Raw genomic sequence first — 13,978 nt, 5'->3', positions numbered from 1 at the left:
CGGGAGGCGTTGCCTCCCGCAGCTTATTCAGTTTCCCATGTCGAATACCCACGAAATCCGTCCCGGTCAGTCCATCGAGCTGCTCAAGGAACTCCATATCCTGACGCGCGACGGCAAGATGAATCAGGACAGCCGACGCAAGCTCAAGCAGGTCTATCACCTGTTTCAGTTCATCGAGCCGCTCCTCCAGGAAGTCAAGAACGACAATGGTCGCGTCACGCTCGTCGATCACGGTGCCGGGAAGTCCTATCTGGGCTTCATCCTCTACGATCTGTTCTTCAAGGCACTGGCGGACGATTCGCATATCTTCGGGATCGAAACCCGTGAGGAACTCGTCAAGACCTCCACGGCGCTGGCGCAACGCCTCGGCTTCCCGGGCATGTCGTTCCTGAACCTGTCCGTCGCCGATTCGATCACCTCCCCGGCATTGCCCGAAACGGTCGACGTCGTCACCGCACTCCATGCCTGCAACACCGCAACGGACGACGCCATCCGTTTTGCGCTCGCCAAGCAAGCCCGTCACATCGTGCTCGTGCCTTGCTGTCAGGCCGAAGTCGCCGCCGTCCTGCGCAAACACAAGGGGCAGCAACTGGCGGGCAATCCGTTGACGGAAATCTGGCGTCACCCGTTGCACACGCGCGAATTCGGCAGCCAGGTCACCAACGTGCTGCGCTGCCTCCAGCTCGAAGCCCATGGCTATCAGGTCAACGTGACCGAACTGGTCGGCTGGGAGCATTCGATGAAGAACGAACTGATCATCGCGCAGTACAAGGATCTGCCGCGTCGTCGGCCTGCCGAGCGTCTGGAAAGCGTGCTGGCGTCGCTGGGACTCGAAGAGATGCGTGAACGTTTCTTCACCACCGACGCGCCAGCCTCCACCGCAGAAGCCTAAATCTCCACCGCGCGATACCCCGGTTGCCGGAACGGATGCGCTTCGGCAAATTCCGGCATCTCGAAGCAGCGCTGCGTCAATTCGGCCACCCGGGGAAATTCGTCCATGTCGACCTGATACAGATCGGCAATGATTTTCTGACCGGCGATGCAGATGTCCGCCAGTGTGGGCGTCGCGCCGATGACGAACGGCGCGGCCGGGCGCGTCATCAGCATTCGCTCGTACGTCGCCAGCCCTTCCCTCCCCCAATGCGCGCACCAGGCCTCGATGGCGTCGGTGCCCACGCCGTACGTCTGCGCCAGATGCTTGCGAACACGCGGCACGACAAACGGATGTGAATCCGCTACGTGGACCTGCGCGACCGCACGGACATATGCGCGCTCACGCGCTGCCTCCGGCATCAATCGCGGTTCGGGATACACCTCGTCCAGATACTCCATGATCGCCATCGACTGAAAGACGCGATGGCCGTCGTGAACCAAGGTCGGCACCACGCGCTCGGCGTTGACGTGCGCGTAATCGGTGTCGAATTGGCGTCCCGCAAGAATGTCGACCTCGATCTCCTCAAACGGGAGCTTCTTCAAGGCAAGCGCAACCTTCACGCGAAACGCAGCGTTCGAACGCCAGAATCCATAGAGCTGAATTGTCATTGCGATGATCCAATCGTGATGTCGTTCAGGAGGCGCAAACGCTCGTGAGGTGATTGCCCCAAATCGATTGCATTTGCAATTCATTCGAACGCGATGATGCCAGCCAACGATTGCATTTGCAACCGATGTTCAGCATCCTGCGATGAACCCCGCGTAATCAGCGAAGGAAATTCATCAGTTCTTGAAATGGATGACAAACACGGGCATTTCAGACAGAATTTCCCCGGCTCGCGGGATTCGGACAGACGCGCCCGACGTGCCACCTCCCGATGCACCGACCAACTCAGCAGAAGGCTCAAGAAATGTCACATCCTGTCTTTCTCGAGAGTCCGCCGTGGCCACGCATGCCGGAGGGCCGTAAGGGCGAATTGAAGACGTATTTCTCCGCCGACGGCCCGTCGTTGGAAGCCAATGCCTATCTCCCGCTGTTCTGGCGGGTGCTCTTTTCCGTCGAAGACATTCACTTTGCCTACGTTATCGACGAGTTCGACCCGAACGACGAAGCCATAGAAATCGAAGAGTTTCTGGAAGGCGCGACACAAGCGGAAAAGGATGCGAAGTACCCCTATCTGGTGACGACGAAAGCGCTGGCGCTTGAACGCGCCGCCCGCCGTCGCGACCACGTGATCGAGCTGCTGGGCGAACGTTACCGGTCGATCTTCGATGCCTTCGTAGACTACCTCGGCACCGCGTACGGCGGCTTCGTCCTTATCCGCACCGGCGGCCTGCCTGACGTGACCGACGCCACCGAGTGGATGACCACCGAGCTGGAACAGGTGGCGGCACTGGATCACGGCACCCACGTCCAGGCCGCACTTGCCGATGAAATCGAAGACCTTCGGCGTATCCCAGATACCGACGCCGTCTGGCGCTCGACCGGCACCGGCAATCCGCGCGCCGAGGTGAACCCATGGCCAAGTCGGTCGCTGGTGGACGCATTCCCGGCATGCGCGCCCCGTGCACGTGCGGCGGCAGCAGAGCGTCCGCCTGCCGTCGAGAGGCATCAGTACCGGGATCCCAACGCGTTCGACAAGGCGCTCGAATGGGTGGCGATTCTGGTGTTTGCGGCGGTCGCTGTCGGCACCTGGGTCGTCACGCGATCGGTCTGGAAAGCGGTTGTCGCGACGGTCGTTGTCACCGGCGTCATGGCGTGGCTGCTGGTGCGCGTCCGACGCAAGTAGCGCACAACACCGGCACAACACCGCGTTCGAATTGTCCGGACAGATCAGTCAGCACCGATCATCCCATCGAGCCCTTTGAGCCATTGCACGCGGGCGGTCGTCTCTCTCGCCGCCTGCGCGTTGCGGCAGACCTGCGCATTCGGATTGCCGTCCGACGGGCACACGGCGGCAATCAACCCCTTCTCGGCAGACGTAAAGTCGCGCCACTTCTCGTTAGACGTCCGCACGATACCGCGTGACGCCGACGGTAGTCTCCGCGCCATTCGACGGCCCCAGCGATCGACCTCGGCAGATTGGGCATGACCCGCCACCTTCACGGACGCTGGGCGTGAGCCCTCAGACGCGGCCGACGAGACGTCGCCGCGATAACGGGCGAGCGTCTGCGCCCGACGTTGTGTCAGCAGCATCACGTCGTTGGCGTTCGCCGGAGCGTACATCGTGCCGTGCACAGTGGCATAGACGGCGGCGATGAGCTTCAGATCCGCGTCCCGACTCGCAAGCCAGGCACGCTGCGCCGCGAGCAACGCCGGGCGAGCCGATTCCGGCAACGCATCACGCAGCGATTGATAGGTCGCATTCAGACGGACGTCCCAGGCGTGGGTGGCATCCACGATGCACTCGTCCTGCCCGCCGGTCGACTGTTTCTCCGGGTCGGCAAGGCATCTCGTGAGCGTTTGATCGATGTCCACCACAGCGCCGGAAGCTGGCGCATCGGCAGCCCCGGCGGCACACGTCAGGCAGATGGCCAGCGCAGGCAGGCCGCACAGCAGCACTCGATTCACCATATCGGTCGTCGGTCCGTTAGGAATATCGGATGAGCGGATTCAAGCGCGTACACCATAAAAAATCAAGCATCCCCCAAATGGTGGATGCGTCGAGCCCTCGCCCACGACTATTCTCCTGTCAAAACAGCACCACAGAACGCAGGGGGAAAATATGGCACACGTACACAAGCGGGCCTATCGCGCAAAACTCGCCTTGACTGCCGCAAGCGCAGTCGGGCTATTTGCCATCGTCGGCAATGCACACGCCGAGGAAGGCGCATTCATTCAGGCGGAAGGCCCAAACCATTGCAAGGTCTGGTCGGACGCCAAGCCGGAAGAGCGTCCGGAGTGGACATCCACCTGGACCGGGCCTTGCAACAAGAGTGGTATCGCCGATGGCCCCGGGGTCCAGGAATGGAGCCGTAACGGTGTCTTTTCGGCCCGCTTCGAAGGCACGATGGTCAATGGCAAACGCGGGGGTATCGGCGTCTACACATGGGCATCCGGCGACCGCTACGAAGGACCGTTCGCCGCCGACGGACGCACCGGCAAAGCGAAGTACTACTGGCCCAACGGCGACTCCTACGATGGCGACTTCATCGCAGGCAAGCGCACCGGCAAGGGCGTCTACATCTGGGCCAGCGGCAAACGCTACGAAGGCGACTTCATCGACAGCGATATGACCGGCGAAGGCTACCAGTTGGAACCCAACGGCAACACCTATCGCGGCGGATGGCTGAACAACCAGTTCAGCGGCAACGGCGTGATCGTCTTCGCGCAAGACGGTTCGATTCGCGCGGGCCAGTTCGTCAACAGCAAGATCGTCGAAGGTACCGATAGCAAGGCGGACGGTACGATCATCGCGACGTACTCCAACGGTGTGCGAACCAAGGTGGCGTCGGCAGATAGCGGCTCAGGCGTGTTTTCGTTCGTCGTTGGCCTGCTGGGCGCGGCTGCACAAGGCGTCGCCAGCGGCGGCGGACGCAATGCCGCGCAATATCAGGCTGCCGCCACCGCCCTGCAAGCGGCCTCGGGAACAGGGTCGTCCGGCGGCGGCACGATGCCGATGGCACAGCCCGTCTCGACGATGGCGTCGGCTGGCAATGGCAGCGTCGGAAGCGTGGGATCAGGAAGCGGACGTAACTCGTCCAACGATCCGTTCGCCGGACGCAAGGCCACCGAGCCCGTCCAAGGCTGCATGGAGCAGGTGCGCATCAAGCGTGGCGCATCCGGCTGGGGCGGTTGGTACGACTACGAGACCGGTATCGTCAACAAGTGCGGCTATATCGTGAACACCGCCTGGTGCGTGACCAGCCTGAAGGGGGAAAGCGATACTGCGCAGTGCGAGAAGCAATACTCCGGCATGTACGGCCTGAATCCGGGGCAGCAATCGTCGCTGCATGCCGACCGGTTCGGCGAGTTGCAAATGCTTTCGTGCAAGGAGCCCGCCATGCCGCTCAAGATTCAATGGAACGGCACACGCTTCACCGGCACGTGCTACCTGCCGCCGGGTCAGTCGTAACGCGACCTACCCGGCTTGTCCGGCTTATCCCTTGCGCCCGGCGTTTCGGCACCGGGCGCCTCGGACATGCGCCCGCGAATCCCGTCCCCCCCTCGTTCGCGATGCCCGTGATGGCTGAGCGCTTCGGCTAACGCCACACGCGCCGCCATCAGCATGGCGGTGAGTTCTTCTGCGCGCACGCGCAATGCACGATTTTCCCCTTCCAGACGCTGCAACCGCCGGTAAGCATCCATCGCGTCGAACGGCGCATCCGCAGGCGGATCGATCGCCGGGCGTCCGCTGTCGTCCGGGCTGAGCAGCGCCATGACACGCGCGACGTGCTGCGCCAGCGTCTGCTGTTCTGCGGCACGCATGCCGGGATGCATCGCATCGCCCGCCGGTGGAATGCCGCTCACCCCGAGCCGTGCCCGCGTAATCGCCCGCTGCACGGTGCCCGCGCTGGGCAAGCGTTCGATGCCCGCGCCCGCCAATACGCGCAAGTAAGTTTGTGCGCTGTGCAGGCGATGCGTCGCGCCGGTGGCGTCGCGAATGAACTGGTCGAGAAATGCCGTGTTCGACTCGCGATGCGCTGCGTTGGCCCGTCGGGCGGCCGCGTGAAGTACGCCCAGCGTGACGTCGTCGAAATGGGGGGAAGAACGTGGCATCGGAGCTCCTCGTCAATTGGGAGAGCGACGGCTGGGGCGGTGCTGCGGCACCGGGGCGTACAACGGCGGCAGATCGTCTGACTGGGACGACTGCCGCGACGCGCGAATCATTTGGGCACGGACGACTTTCAAGCGCTGCGCGAGCTGCGGATCGACGGAGGCCTCGTGCGACGCGCCGGGTGCATACCGCGCATACACCGCGCTACGAAGCGCCTCCATGTCCTGAGATCCCTCCAGCGTCAGCCCGCCCGGCGCATCCGCCTGCCGATCCAGCCAGGCGTACAGCGCCCCCACGAACGCGGGCCATGACGCGCCTCGCATAGCGCGCATCAACTGCCGCCACGCGTGTGGTTCGCCCGTCGTCATCGTCCGACGCCAGAGGGCAACGCGTTGCCGCGCACGGCGTGCGGTGCCCAGCAGCCGGGGGCCGATCCACACAAGCGCAAGCACGAGTGCGAGGCCCGCCCCTGCGAACCACAAGTCGGAGCGATCCAGCACGATCACGCGATGCGCCGCACGGCCGACGGCATCGACCGGAATCTCGAACAGCGGCGTTTCATGGGCACCCCGGGCGCTCAGGGAAATCGCGGGCAACGAGACGTGCTCGCGCCGCTGCGCCGAGGTGTTCCACCATTCGATCTCGATGGCCGGTAGCTCAATGTGGCCCGACCGGTTGACGACGTACATCGCCGAGTCCGTACGCACCCCGGCGACGAGACCGCGGCCGCCTTGCAGGTCGTCAGCCGTCTGCGCAGGACGCATGTAGCGCTGGAGACCGTCTACGTCCGCCAACGGCGCGGGCGGAATCAGGATCGCTTCGGTCGCCGTTGCCCGCTGGGTAATGGTGCGGGTGATGGTGTCACCCACCTGAAGATGCGACGGCGACGGCTCGATCTTCTGGCTGACGCTCAGGCCGCTCGTCGGGAAGAACACGGCCATGCCCTGCGCGCCCGGCGGCACCGTAGCGACGAAGGAAAGCGATGGCGTGTGGAGCGCGACCGGCCCCGTTGCCCCACCCGGAAGCACATGGATCACGAACGACGGCACGGTGTATCGCTGCCCCGCCTGCGGTGCGATGCGATACGCACGGCTCACGCCGAACCAACGCTCATCGCCGATCGTCTCGCTGAGGTTGCGCGCCTGTTCGTCCGGCAATGTGACGATGGCACCCGGCATGTCGAACAACGGCCAGTCGGGGGCGTCGGTCAGCCACGTGGTCGTCAGAATGTCGACGACGAGTTTCACTTGCGTGCCCGCGACCACGTTGCCCACCGGTTCGAGATGCGCGCGAATCATCGTCTTCGGCGGTTCGTCGGCGTGCGCGCCCGGCGCGAACGCCGCGCTGACGCCGAGGCACGCCGTGCAAAGCCAACGTCCGATGGCTGGCCTCACGATCCGCGCCATCAGGCGCTGCATGACCTGCTGCATGATCTTCGTCATGGTGCGCCCGCCTTTGCACCATCGACCGGTGCAGACGCCCCGGGCACCACGGGCTTAGCTGTTGGAAGCGACGGCGTCGCGGCCTCCTGCTCGAAGCGCTGACGCAGAAACATCGCGGGCGACGTGTTGAGTCCTCGCATCCAGACGTCCTCCGTCGGTGCCATCGACACCACCGCCTGCTGCGCACCCCGCCCCTTCTTCGTATCTTCCTTGTCCTGCCCCTGAGATGGCTGCTGGTGCGCATCCTCCGTCTGCTCGTCGGCCTTGAGCAGGTCTTTCATCAGTGCGATGTTCGCCGTCGCTTCCGCCCAGCCGGGATGCAGCTTCAACGCGATGTGGTAGGCCTTGATCGCGCCTTCGTAGTCGCCCAGATGCGCCAGCGAGTTGCCCATGTAGAACGCGGCTGTCTCGCTTTTTTGCTGTGTGAATATCTGCGAGAACGTGGCGAGCGCATCGCCATAGTCCTTAGCGGCGTATTGGGCGCGGCCTTTCCACATCGGGTCCTCGAAGCGCGCGGCGGCCGTCGCGAAGTCACCTCGCTCGTAAAACCAGCGGCCCTGCTGATCGCGCGTTGCGAAGGCGTCGATCCATCGCCAGCCGTCGTGTTGCGGCGCTGCATCGGCGGCGCGAACGACATCCGGCGTTGCAGCAAACGCCAGCGAAAGCACCACGACAGGCAACCATTTCACCGTCCAGCCGCGACGAAACGACAGCAAAACGAGCAACAGCACAGGGACGATCAGCCAGAACCCGCTCTCCTGCCAGCGCGCTTCGCGATGTGCTTCGTCCATCTCCGCGAGATAGGTCTGCGCGCGGCGCTGCACCCAGACGACGTCGTCTCCATCCGCTCGCAAGCTCGCCAGCGGTATGCCCGCGTCGCTCGCCAGTTTGCGGATCCCATCGGCATCGAATCCGGCGGTCACCGGTACTCCGCTCGCATCGGTGGCCACCGTGCCGTCGGCGTTACGCACGGTTCCGCCCTTCGACGTGCCCGCCGCGAGCCATAGCAGTTGCTGCTTCGAGGCTTTCGCCCGTGCGACGAACGCCTCGCGCGACGCCGCATCGAAGCCGTCCCCGATGAACACGACGGTGCCAGCCGCCGCGTCGTGTGAGAGCAGTCGCTCAGCCACGTCGAGGGCCAGACCCATGCGCTTGCCGTCCTTGGGCATCAGGCCTGTGGCCAGAGCAGGCACGTAGAGTTCGAGCATCGCAGGGTCTTCCGTCGGCGGCACGACCAGGTGCGACGTTCCGGCGTAGACGACGAGCCCCGTGCGTGCGCCTTTGCGTGAGCGCGCGATATCCAGCACCTTCGCCTTTGCGCGTTCCAGCCGCGTGGGCGGCACGTCGGTGGCGTCCATCGAACGGTTCAGGGCGAGCGCGATGACCATCGGGGCCTTGTCCTGACTGAACGGTGGCCGTACCTGCTCCCACGTCGGGCCCGCCGCAGCCACCGCGCCGACAGCCAGCAGCACGGCCAGCGTATGCACGGGCTGAAGGCGGTACGTCCGCGTGTCGCCGACAAGCAGATGCTCCAGCAGTTCCGGCGCGATGAATTTGCGCCAACGCGCGCGAACGTCGCTGCGCCGTCGCCAGACCAGCGGCAACAGGACAGCGGGCACGAGCAGCCACAACCAGAGCGGCCGCAGAAAGTGGAACGCGCTCAGGTCAATTTCCATGCGCGGCTCCTGCCATGACTTCAGGCTTCGCTTCGGATGTTGGCGGGTTCCCCGGTAGGGACGGCTTATCGCCGTCGACCTCCCCGTCCGTCGGCACTCGCTGCCGTGCCGCGCCGCGAATGATTGCGATGAGCAGCGCGCACAGGTGGTACGCCGTCACGATCAGCAAGGACAGTCCCAGCGGTATCCAGAAATATTCTGTCTGCGGCCGGTAGACCTCTTGCTTGATGCGCTCGGGGGTCAGACGGTCAAGCTGTGTGTAGACGTCGGCCAGATCCTGTTCGCGGCCAAACGCCTGATATGACCGGCCACCGGTTGCCTGCGAGATGCGCTGTAAAGCCGCCAGATCGACGCGATCTTCGCCGGTCGCATCCACGTCGCCGATGCCGATGGTGTGAATCACCAGTCCGTGCTCTTTGGCAATACGCGCGGCCTGATCCGGGGGAATCTTGCTGGCGGTATCGTTCCCGTCCGTCAGCAAAATCAGCACTTTTTCCGGCGCTTTCGAATCGGCCAGCAGCTTGACGGTCAGCCCGATGGCGTCGCCAATCGCCGTACGTGGACCGGCCATGCCGATCTGCATCTGATCGAGCAGGATCATCACGCTGTCGTGATCCAGCGTGAGCGGCGCTTGCGGATACGCGGCGTCGCCGAACACCACCAGTCCGATACGGTCACCGCGTCGTTTCGCAATGAAGTCGGCCACCACGTGTTTCACCGCCGTCAGCCGGTCGGTCCGCTCACCCGTGGCCGCGCTGACGAAATCGGTCGTGCCCATCGACTGAGACAGATCGATGGCCAGCATCAGGTCGCGCGCTGGTGTCTCGTGCGTAATCGGGGCTTCGACGTGCACCGGTCGGGCTGCCGCCATCACCACCAGTAACCACACAAGCGGCAACAGTAGCCATTGCAGCCAGTTGCGCCGCATACGTACGCCGCCCGGCGACGGACGCTCGCCAGCGGCATCCGCCATCTCGTGGAAGAACGGCGTGCGCAGCGCAAGCGCCATCGCCCGATACGGCGGCACAAGCCACGCGACCAGTATCGGCAGCGGCAATAACGCCAGCATCCACGGCAGCTCAAACTTCCACATGGTGATCACGGATCCATTGACGGGCACGCTGCATAAGCGCGTCGATATCGCCCTGCGGGGTGTCGTCCACGCCTCGCGGTGCGTAGCTGGCCATCGCCAGGTAATGACCATCGGCCACCACGAAGTGGCCCCGATGCCCATTCAGGAACTCGATCCACGCAGCGCCGCGCAGGCGTCCGACACCCGCACCCGGGTATGCCGCCAAGGCCGTGCGCTTGAGCAACGCGGCCAGCGATGCAACGGCAATCGTGCGTCGGGCCGGATCACGGGTCATCGACGCCAGTGTTTCGAGTTCGGCCAGCGCCAGACGACGGTATCGGTCGCGACGGTATCGCCGCCAGGCGCGCCAACCGCACCATGCCATGCCGAGCAGCAAGAGCAGTGCCACCACGCCCCATCCCCACGTCTGCGGCGCATACGACACGGGCGGCGGGAGCGAGAGTTCGTCCAGCCCGGTCAACGCGAGCGAAGCGTCCATCGTGTCCGGCGCATCGTTGGGCATGTCGTCGGCGACGTTGGGGACCTGGGTGGCTGTCTGGGCAAGAACCCACGTAGTGCTCACAATCCACCTCCGTGCGTGCCCGAATGGCGTGCGCCCAGCAACCGACGCACCTGATCGACCGCCGCTTCCGCGCTGGAGAGCGGCATCCACGGCACGCCGCTCGTGCGCAGTAGTTCCGCGACCTCGGCGGTGCGTCCCCTGAAAAAGGCGGCGACGGGAGTACGCACCCGTTCGTTCGCGACGCGCAGCTCGACCTGCAAATGTCCTTCGCTCACGACGAGCGCACTGCGCTCGTCGACGTGCTGCCACAGTGGATCGAAGACCAGTCCGGCGACGACGTCGTTATGCACGCTCAGTTGCCGTAGTAACGCCTGTGTGCGCGTGTCGGCACCAGCGAAGTCGCTCACGATGCAGATCAGATGATCGTGCGGGGCCATATGCAGCAGCTGACCCAGTGCCTGATTCAACTGCGCGTAGTCGGTCCGCACCGGACTGTCCGCGTGCAATTCGGCATTCATCTCAGCGATGGCGCCGAACAACCGGGCGATGCGGCTCAGACTGCGCAAGGGACGCACCCGCTCGATGCGCGCGTCGTTGAAGACAACGCCACCGACACGGTCCCCTGCCGCGTAGCCCATCCATGTCGCCAAAGCCGCTGTCTCTGCCGCGACAACCGACTTGAACGCGCGTTGCGATCCGAAATGCATACTCATGCGCTGATCGACGACCACCTGCACGGGCCGGTCGCGCTCTTCCGTATAGGCACGCACAAGCGGTCGCGCCACGCGCATCGATGCGCGCCAGTCGATGTGTCGGATGTCGTCACCCGGCACGTAGCCGCGAATCTCGTCGAAATTCAGCCCCCGCCCCCGCAGCCGCGATGTGTGGTTGCCGGACAACACGCTCCTGACCGGTGCAGGCGCGACGAAGCTCAGTCCGTGCACTCGAAACCGCAGCCGCATCAGATGCGGTACATCGACATGCACCGTTCCGAGCGTGTCGGCGGGAACTTCGCGACGGCGGGCAGGCAATGGCGGCGATGCAGGCATGAGCACGCTCCCCGAAGGTGTTCTGCTACTGGCGCAACGACTTGATCGATGCGCCCGATCCACTCGTTACCCACGCTTTCAGGCAGGTACGGGTGTTGTCTCCACCAGACGGTCGACAATGCGATCAGCGTCGATGCCGTCCGCGTTCGCGTCGTAAGACAACACCAGACGATGGCGCAATACTGGATGCGCGACTGCCCTCACGTCGTCCGGCGTCACGAAATCGCGATCCTCCAACCACGCGTGCACGCGCGCCGCGCGGTCGAGTCCGATGGCCCCACGCGGACTAGCACCGACTTCGATCCAGCGCGAAAGATCGGCATCGCTGGCGATCCCGTGACGCGTGCCGTTCACCAGCGCGACGATGTACGCGTCCACCGCAGGCGACACGCTGACATCCTCGATTTCGCGTCGCGCGGCGAAGACCTCTTCCTGTGACAACGTCCCGCCCACCGGCGACGTCTGCTTGGTCTCGTTTCTGAGCAGTTGCAACATCGCCTGCTCACTTTCCGGCGTCGGATACGTAATGAGTATTTTTAAAAGAAAGCGATCCATTTGTGCTTCTGGCAATGGATACGTACCTTCCTGCTCAATCGGATTTTGTGTCGCCATCACCATAAACAGATCGGCCATCGCATGCGTCTTGCCCGACACCGAAACTTGCCTTTCCTCCATCGCCTCAAGCAGTGCCGACTGTACTTTGGCAGGCGCGCGATTAATCTCGTCCGCAAGAATCAGATTGCCGAATATCGGCCCGGGCTGAAACTGAAGAACACGTTCCGTTCCCGATTGAAGCAGCGTTTCGCCCCCGGTGATATCGGAAGGCAGCAGGTCCGGCGTGAATTGAATGCGACGCATCGTGACGGCCAGACGGGCCGCAATCGCCTTCACCGTGCGGGTTTTGGCTAGTCCGGGCAGGCTTTCCAGAAGGACGTGCCCGTCAGCAAGCAATGCGATCAGGATCTGACGCACCACCGCTTCCTGCCCGACGACCGCATCGCCGATATTTTTTTCGAATTCAATAATAGTATTCTTCATAATGCCGATAATTTAAATTACTTTAAAAATAACTCGGCAATTCTCAATTCAACAAAGCACCCCACAAACCTTAAGCAAACAAATGGTTGGCGTCAAAGATTAATTTTCATCCGCGTTGAAAATTTCAATTGAGTTTACTCAAATTAAATAATAATCTTTAACCCACATCAGGCGGGGCGATTCACTCTTTCCATTGCGAAGGCATTTGCCTCGCGCACCTACGGCAAAAGAGCAGGTACGCCAGCGCGTATTGCGGGAGCTTCAGCACATGTCACGACGCAAGCGAATCGCGCAACACGACACTTCATCCGGCCGCGCACCCGCCGCATCGCCTCCGGTGCGCGGCCGTCGGACGTTCCTCCTGTGGGCTGGCGCGGCGCTTGGCGTCTCAGTCGCGGCTGGCGGTGCGATGTCCTGGGCAATGAGCCGCAATGACGCCGCAAGCCCACGCGATATCAAGATCGTCATGGGCGACGGCGTTCGTGGCCCCGAAGGCATGGCGTGGATTCCCGGCGGCGCGTTCCTGATGGGCAGCGACAGCCGCATGGCGCAGCCCAACGAGAAGCCCGCCCATCCCGCGCGCGTGCATGGCTTCTGGATGGACGCGCATCACGTCACGAACGCGCAGTTCCGACGCTTCGTGGCGGCGACGGGCTACGTCACGACCGCCGAGCGCAAGCCGGATTGGGAAACGCTCAGGGTGCAGTTGCCACCGGGCACGCCGCGTCCGCCCGAGAGCGCACTGGTCGCCGGAGCGATGGTGTTCGTCGGCACCGACAAGCCCGTCCCCCTACAGGACTATTCGCGCTGGTGGCGCTTCGTGCCGGGCGCGGACTGGCGGCATCCGGGAGGACCGGACACCAGCATCGCGGGCAAGGACGACCACCCCGTCGTGCAGGTCTCGTTCGAAGACGCGCAGGCCTATGCGAAGTGGGCAGGCAAGCGTCTGCCAACCGAGGCCGAATGGGAATTCGCCGCGCGTGGCGGACTGGAGCAAGCCACCTATGCGTGGGGCGAATCGTTCGCACCGAACGGCAAGCAGATGGCCAACGTCTGGGAAGGCGAACAGGCGCAGCCGTTTCCGGTCGTCAACCCGAAGGCCGGTGGCGCCGTCGGCACGAGTCCGGTCGGCACGTTCCCCCCGAACGGGTATGGCTTGTCCGATATGACGGGCAACGCCTGGCAGTGGGTCGCCGACTGGTATCGCGCCGATCAATTCCGGCGCGAAGCAGCGGCCAGCAAGCTCGCGGACAACCCGACCGGCCCGTCCGACTCATGGGATCCGGCCGATCCCGGCGTGCCCGTGCAGGCCCCCAAGCGCGTGACGCGCGGCGGCTCGTTCCTATGTAACGAAGCGTATTGCCTGAGCTATCGCCCGAGCGCACGACGCGGCACCGACCCCTACAACAGCATGTCGCATCTCGGCTTCCGGTTGGTGATGGACGAGAGCGCGTGGCAAGCGTCGCGTCAAACGACGCAGAACAAGCTCGCTTCGGTCACCCCGTCGCGCTGACGTCTCATCGCTTC

13 protein-coding genes are annotated in these 13,978 nt (G+C 63.8%); 4 read left to right on the top strand and 9 right to left on the bottom strand.

Features of this window, described 5'->3' with window-relative positions; all coding sequences use genetic code 11:
- Window positions 1-37: 37 nt before the first annotated feature.
- Window positions 38-892 carry a class I SAM-dependent methyltransferase gene (locus NTU39_RS13150; RefSeq protein WP_150662557.1) on the top strand — a complete coding sequence of 285 codons (855 nt, stop codon included), beginning with the start codon at window positions 38-40 and terminating at the stop codon, window positions 890-892.
- On the opposite strand, the gene maiA is transcribed toward NTU39_RS13150, so the two are convergent.
- On the bottom strand, window positions 889-1,542 hold the full coding sequence (maiA, locus tag NTU39_RS13145; protein WP_174984142.1) for a maleylacetoacetate isomerase: 654 nt from the start codon (window positions 1,540-1,542) through the stop codon (window positions 889-891). The two genes, NTU39_RS13150 and maiA, sit on opposite strands and share 4 nt — an antisense overlap.
- Before the next feature lie 302 nt (window positions 1,543-1,844).
- Between maiA and NTU39_RS13140 the strand changes: the two genes are divergently transcribed.
- Window positions 1,845-2,723 carry a hypothetical protein gene (locus NTU39_RS13140; RefSeq protein ID WP_257959988.1) on the top strand — a complete coding sequence of 293 codons (879 nt, stop codon included), beginning with the start codon at window positions 1,845-1,847 and terminating at the stop codon, window positions 2,721-2,723.
- Window positions 2,724-2,767: 44 nt separating this feature from the next.
- Here the strand turns inward: NTU39_RS13140 and NTU39_RS13135 are convergent, their stop codons facing one another.
- On the bottom strand, window positions 2,768-3,508 hold the full coding sequence (locus tag NTU39_RS13135; RefSeq protein WP_257959987.1) for a lysozyme inhibitor LprI family protein: 741 nt from the start codon (window positions 3,506-3,508) through the stop codon (window positions 2,768-2,770).
- 151 nt (window positions 3,509-3,659) lie between these two features.
- Here NTU39_RS13135 and NTU39_RS13130 point away from each other — a divergent pair, with 151 nt between their 5' ends.
- A complete protein-coding gene (locus NTU39_RS13130; RefSeq protein WP_257959986.1) occupies window positions 3,660-5,009 on the top strand; it encodes an MORN repeat-containing protein in 1,350 nt (449 codons plus the stop codon).
- Here the strand turns inward: NTU39_RS13130 and NTU39_RS13125 are convergent.
- The 7 genes from NTU39_RS13125 to NTU39_RS13095 all read right to left on the bottom strand — a co-directional run bounded on the left by NTU39_RS13125 (window position 5,000) and on the right by NTU39_RS13095 (window position 12,451).
- Window positions 5,000-5,653 (bottom strand): hypothetical protein, encoded by a 654-nt coding sequence (locus NTU39_RS13125; protein ID WP_150662552.1) that lies wholly within the window; start codon window positions 5,651-5,653, stop codon window positions 5,000-5,002. The genes NTU39_RS13130 and NTU39_RS13125 overlap by 10 nt on opposite strands.
- Before the next feature lie 12 nt (window positions 5,654-5,665).
- Window positions 5,666-7,093 carry a hypothetical protein gene (locus tag NTU39_RS13120; protein WP_257959985.1) on the bottom strand — a complete coding sequence of 476 codons (1,428 nt, stop codon included), beginning with the start codon at window positions 7,091-7,093 and terminating at the stop codon, window positions 5,666-5,668.
- Entirely contained in the window at window positions 7,090-8,769 is a 1,680-nt protein-coding gene (locus tag NTU39_RS13115) for a vWA domain-containing protein (RefSeq protein ID WP_257959984.1), read from the bottom strand. Before NTU39_RS13115 ends, NTU39_RS13120 begins: the two co-directional genes overlap by 4 nt.
- The gene (locus NTU39_RS13110; protein WP_174984140.1) at window positions 8,759-9,862 is read right to left on the bottom strand and encodes a vWA domain-containing protein; all 1,104 of its coding nucleotides are present in this window, start codon (window positions 9,860-9,862) and stop codon (window positions 8,759-8,761) included. Before NTU39_RS13110 ends, NTU39_RS13115 begins: the two co-directional genes overlap by 11 nt.
- Window positions 9,849-10,424, bottom strand: a complete 576-nt coding sequence (locus NTU39_RS13105; RefSeq protein WP_257959983.1) for a DUF4381 domain-containing protein — start codon at window positions 10,422-10,424, stop codon at window positions 9,849-9,851. Before NTU39_RS13105 ends, NTU39_RS13110 begins: the two co-directional genes overlap by 14 nt.
- Window positions 10,421-11,326: a DUF58 domain-containing protein gene (locus NTU39_RS13100; RefSeq protein WP_373275403.1), complete on the bottom strand. Its 906-nt coding sequence runs from the start codon at window positions 11,324-11,326 to the stop codon at window positions 10,421-10,423. The genes NTU39_RS13105 and NTU39_RS13100 overlap by 4 nt, the downstream gene beginning before the upstream one ends.
- A 165-nt stretch (window positions 11,327-11,491) precedes the next feature.
- A complete protein-coding gene (locus NTU39_RS13095; protein WP_150662548.1) occupies window positions 11,492-12,451 on the bottom strand; it encodes an AAA family ATPase in 960 nt (319 codons plus the stop codon).
- Between the two features lie 268 nt (window positions 12,452-12,719).
- Between NTU39_RS13095 and NTU39_RS13090 the strand changes: the two genes are divergently transcribed.
- On the top strand, window positions 12,720-13,964 hold the full coding sequence (locus NTU39_RS13090) for a formylglycine-generating enzyme family protein (protein WP_150662547.1): 1,245 nt from the start codon (window positions 12,720-12,722) through the stop codon (window positions 13,962-13,964).
- Window positions 13,965-13,978: the final 14 nt, after the last annotated feature.

Source organism: Pandoraea commovens (assembly GCF_024704525.1).
GTDB classification, from domain to species: domain Bacteria; phylum Pseudomonadota; class Gammaproteobacteria; order Burkholderiales; family Burkholderiaceae; genus Pandoraea; species Pandoraea commovens.
Note: the sequence above shows the minus strand (reverse complement) of the source record. Positions and strands in the feature narration are given on the sequence as shown.

What these genes read in the sequence shown, in the direction of transcription:
- NTU39_RS13150 (WP_150662557.1), top strand. Translation starts at nt 38, where the DNA reads ATGTCGAATACCCACGAAATCCGTCCCGGTCAGTCCATCGAGCTGCTC.
- maiA (WP_174984142.1), bottom strand. Translation starts at nt 1,542, where the DNA reads ATGACAATTCAGCTCTATGGATTCTGGCGTTCGAACGCTGCGTTTCGC.
- NTU39_RS13140 (WP_257959988.1), top strand. Translation starts at nt 1,845, where the DNA reads ATGTCACATCCTGTCTTTCTCGAGAGTCCGCCGTGGCCACGCATGCCG.
- NTU39_RS13135 (WP_257959987.1), bottom strand. Translation starts at nt 3,508, where the DNA reads ATGGTGAATCGAGTGCTGCTGTGCGGCCTGCCTGCGCTGGCCATCTGC.
- NTU39_RS13130 (WP_257959986.1), top strand. Translation starts at nt 3,660, where the DNA reads ATGGCACACGTACACAAGCGGGCCTATCGCGCAAAACTCGCCTTGACT.
- NTU39_RS13125 (WP_150662552.1), bottom strand. Translation starts at nt 5,653, where the DNA reads ATGCCACGTTCTTCCCCCCATTTCGACGACGTCACGCTGGGCGTACTT.
- NTU39_RS13120 (WP_257959985.1), bottom strand. Translation starts at nt 7,093, where the DNA reads ATGACGAAGATCATGCAGCAGGTCATGCAGCGCCTGATGGCGCGGATC.
- NTU39_RS13115 (WP_257959984.1), bottom strand. Translation starts at nt 8,769, where the DNA reads ATGGAAATTGACCTGAGCGCGTTCCACTTTCTGCGGCCGCTCTGGTTG.
- NTU39_RS13110 (WP_174984140.1), bottom strand. Translation starts at nt 9,862, where the DNA reads ATGTGGAAGTTTGAGCTGCCGTGGATGCTGGCGTTATTGCCGCTGCCG.
- NTU39_RS13100 (WP_373275403.1), bottom strand. Translation starts at nt 11,326, where the DNA reads ATGCGGCTGCGGTTTCGAGTGCACGGACTGAGCTTCGTCGCGCCTGCA.
- NTU39_RS13095 (WP_150662548.1), bottom strand. Translation starts at nt 12,451, where the DNA reads ATGAAGAATACTATTATTGAATTCGAAAAAAATATCGGCGATGCGGTC.
- NTU39_RS13090 (WP_150662547.1), top strand. Translation starts at nt 12,720, where the DNA reads ATGTCACGACGCAAGCGAATCGCGCAACACGACACTTCATCCGGCCGC.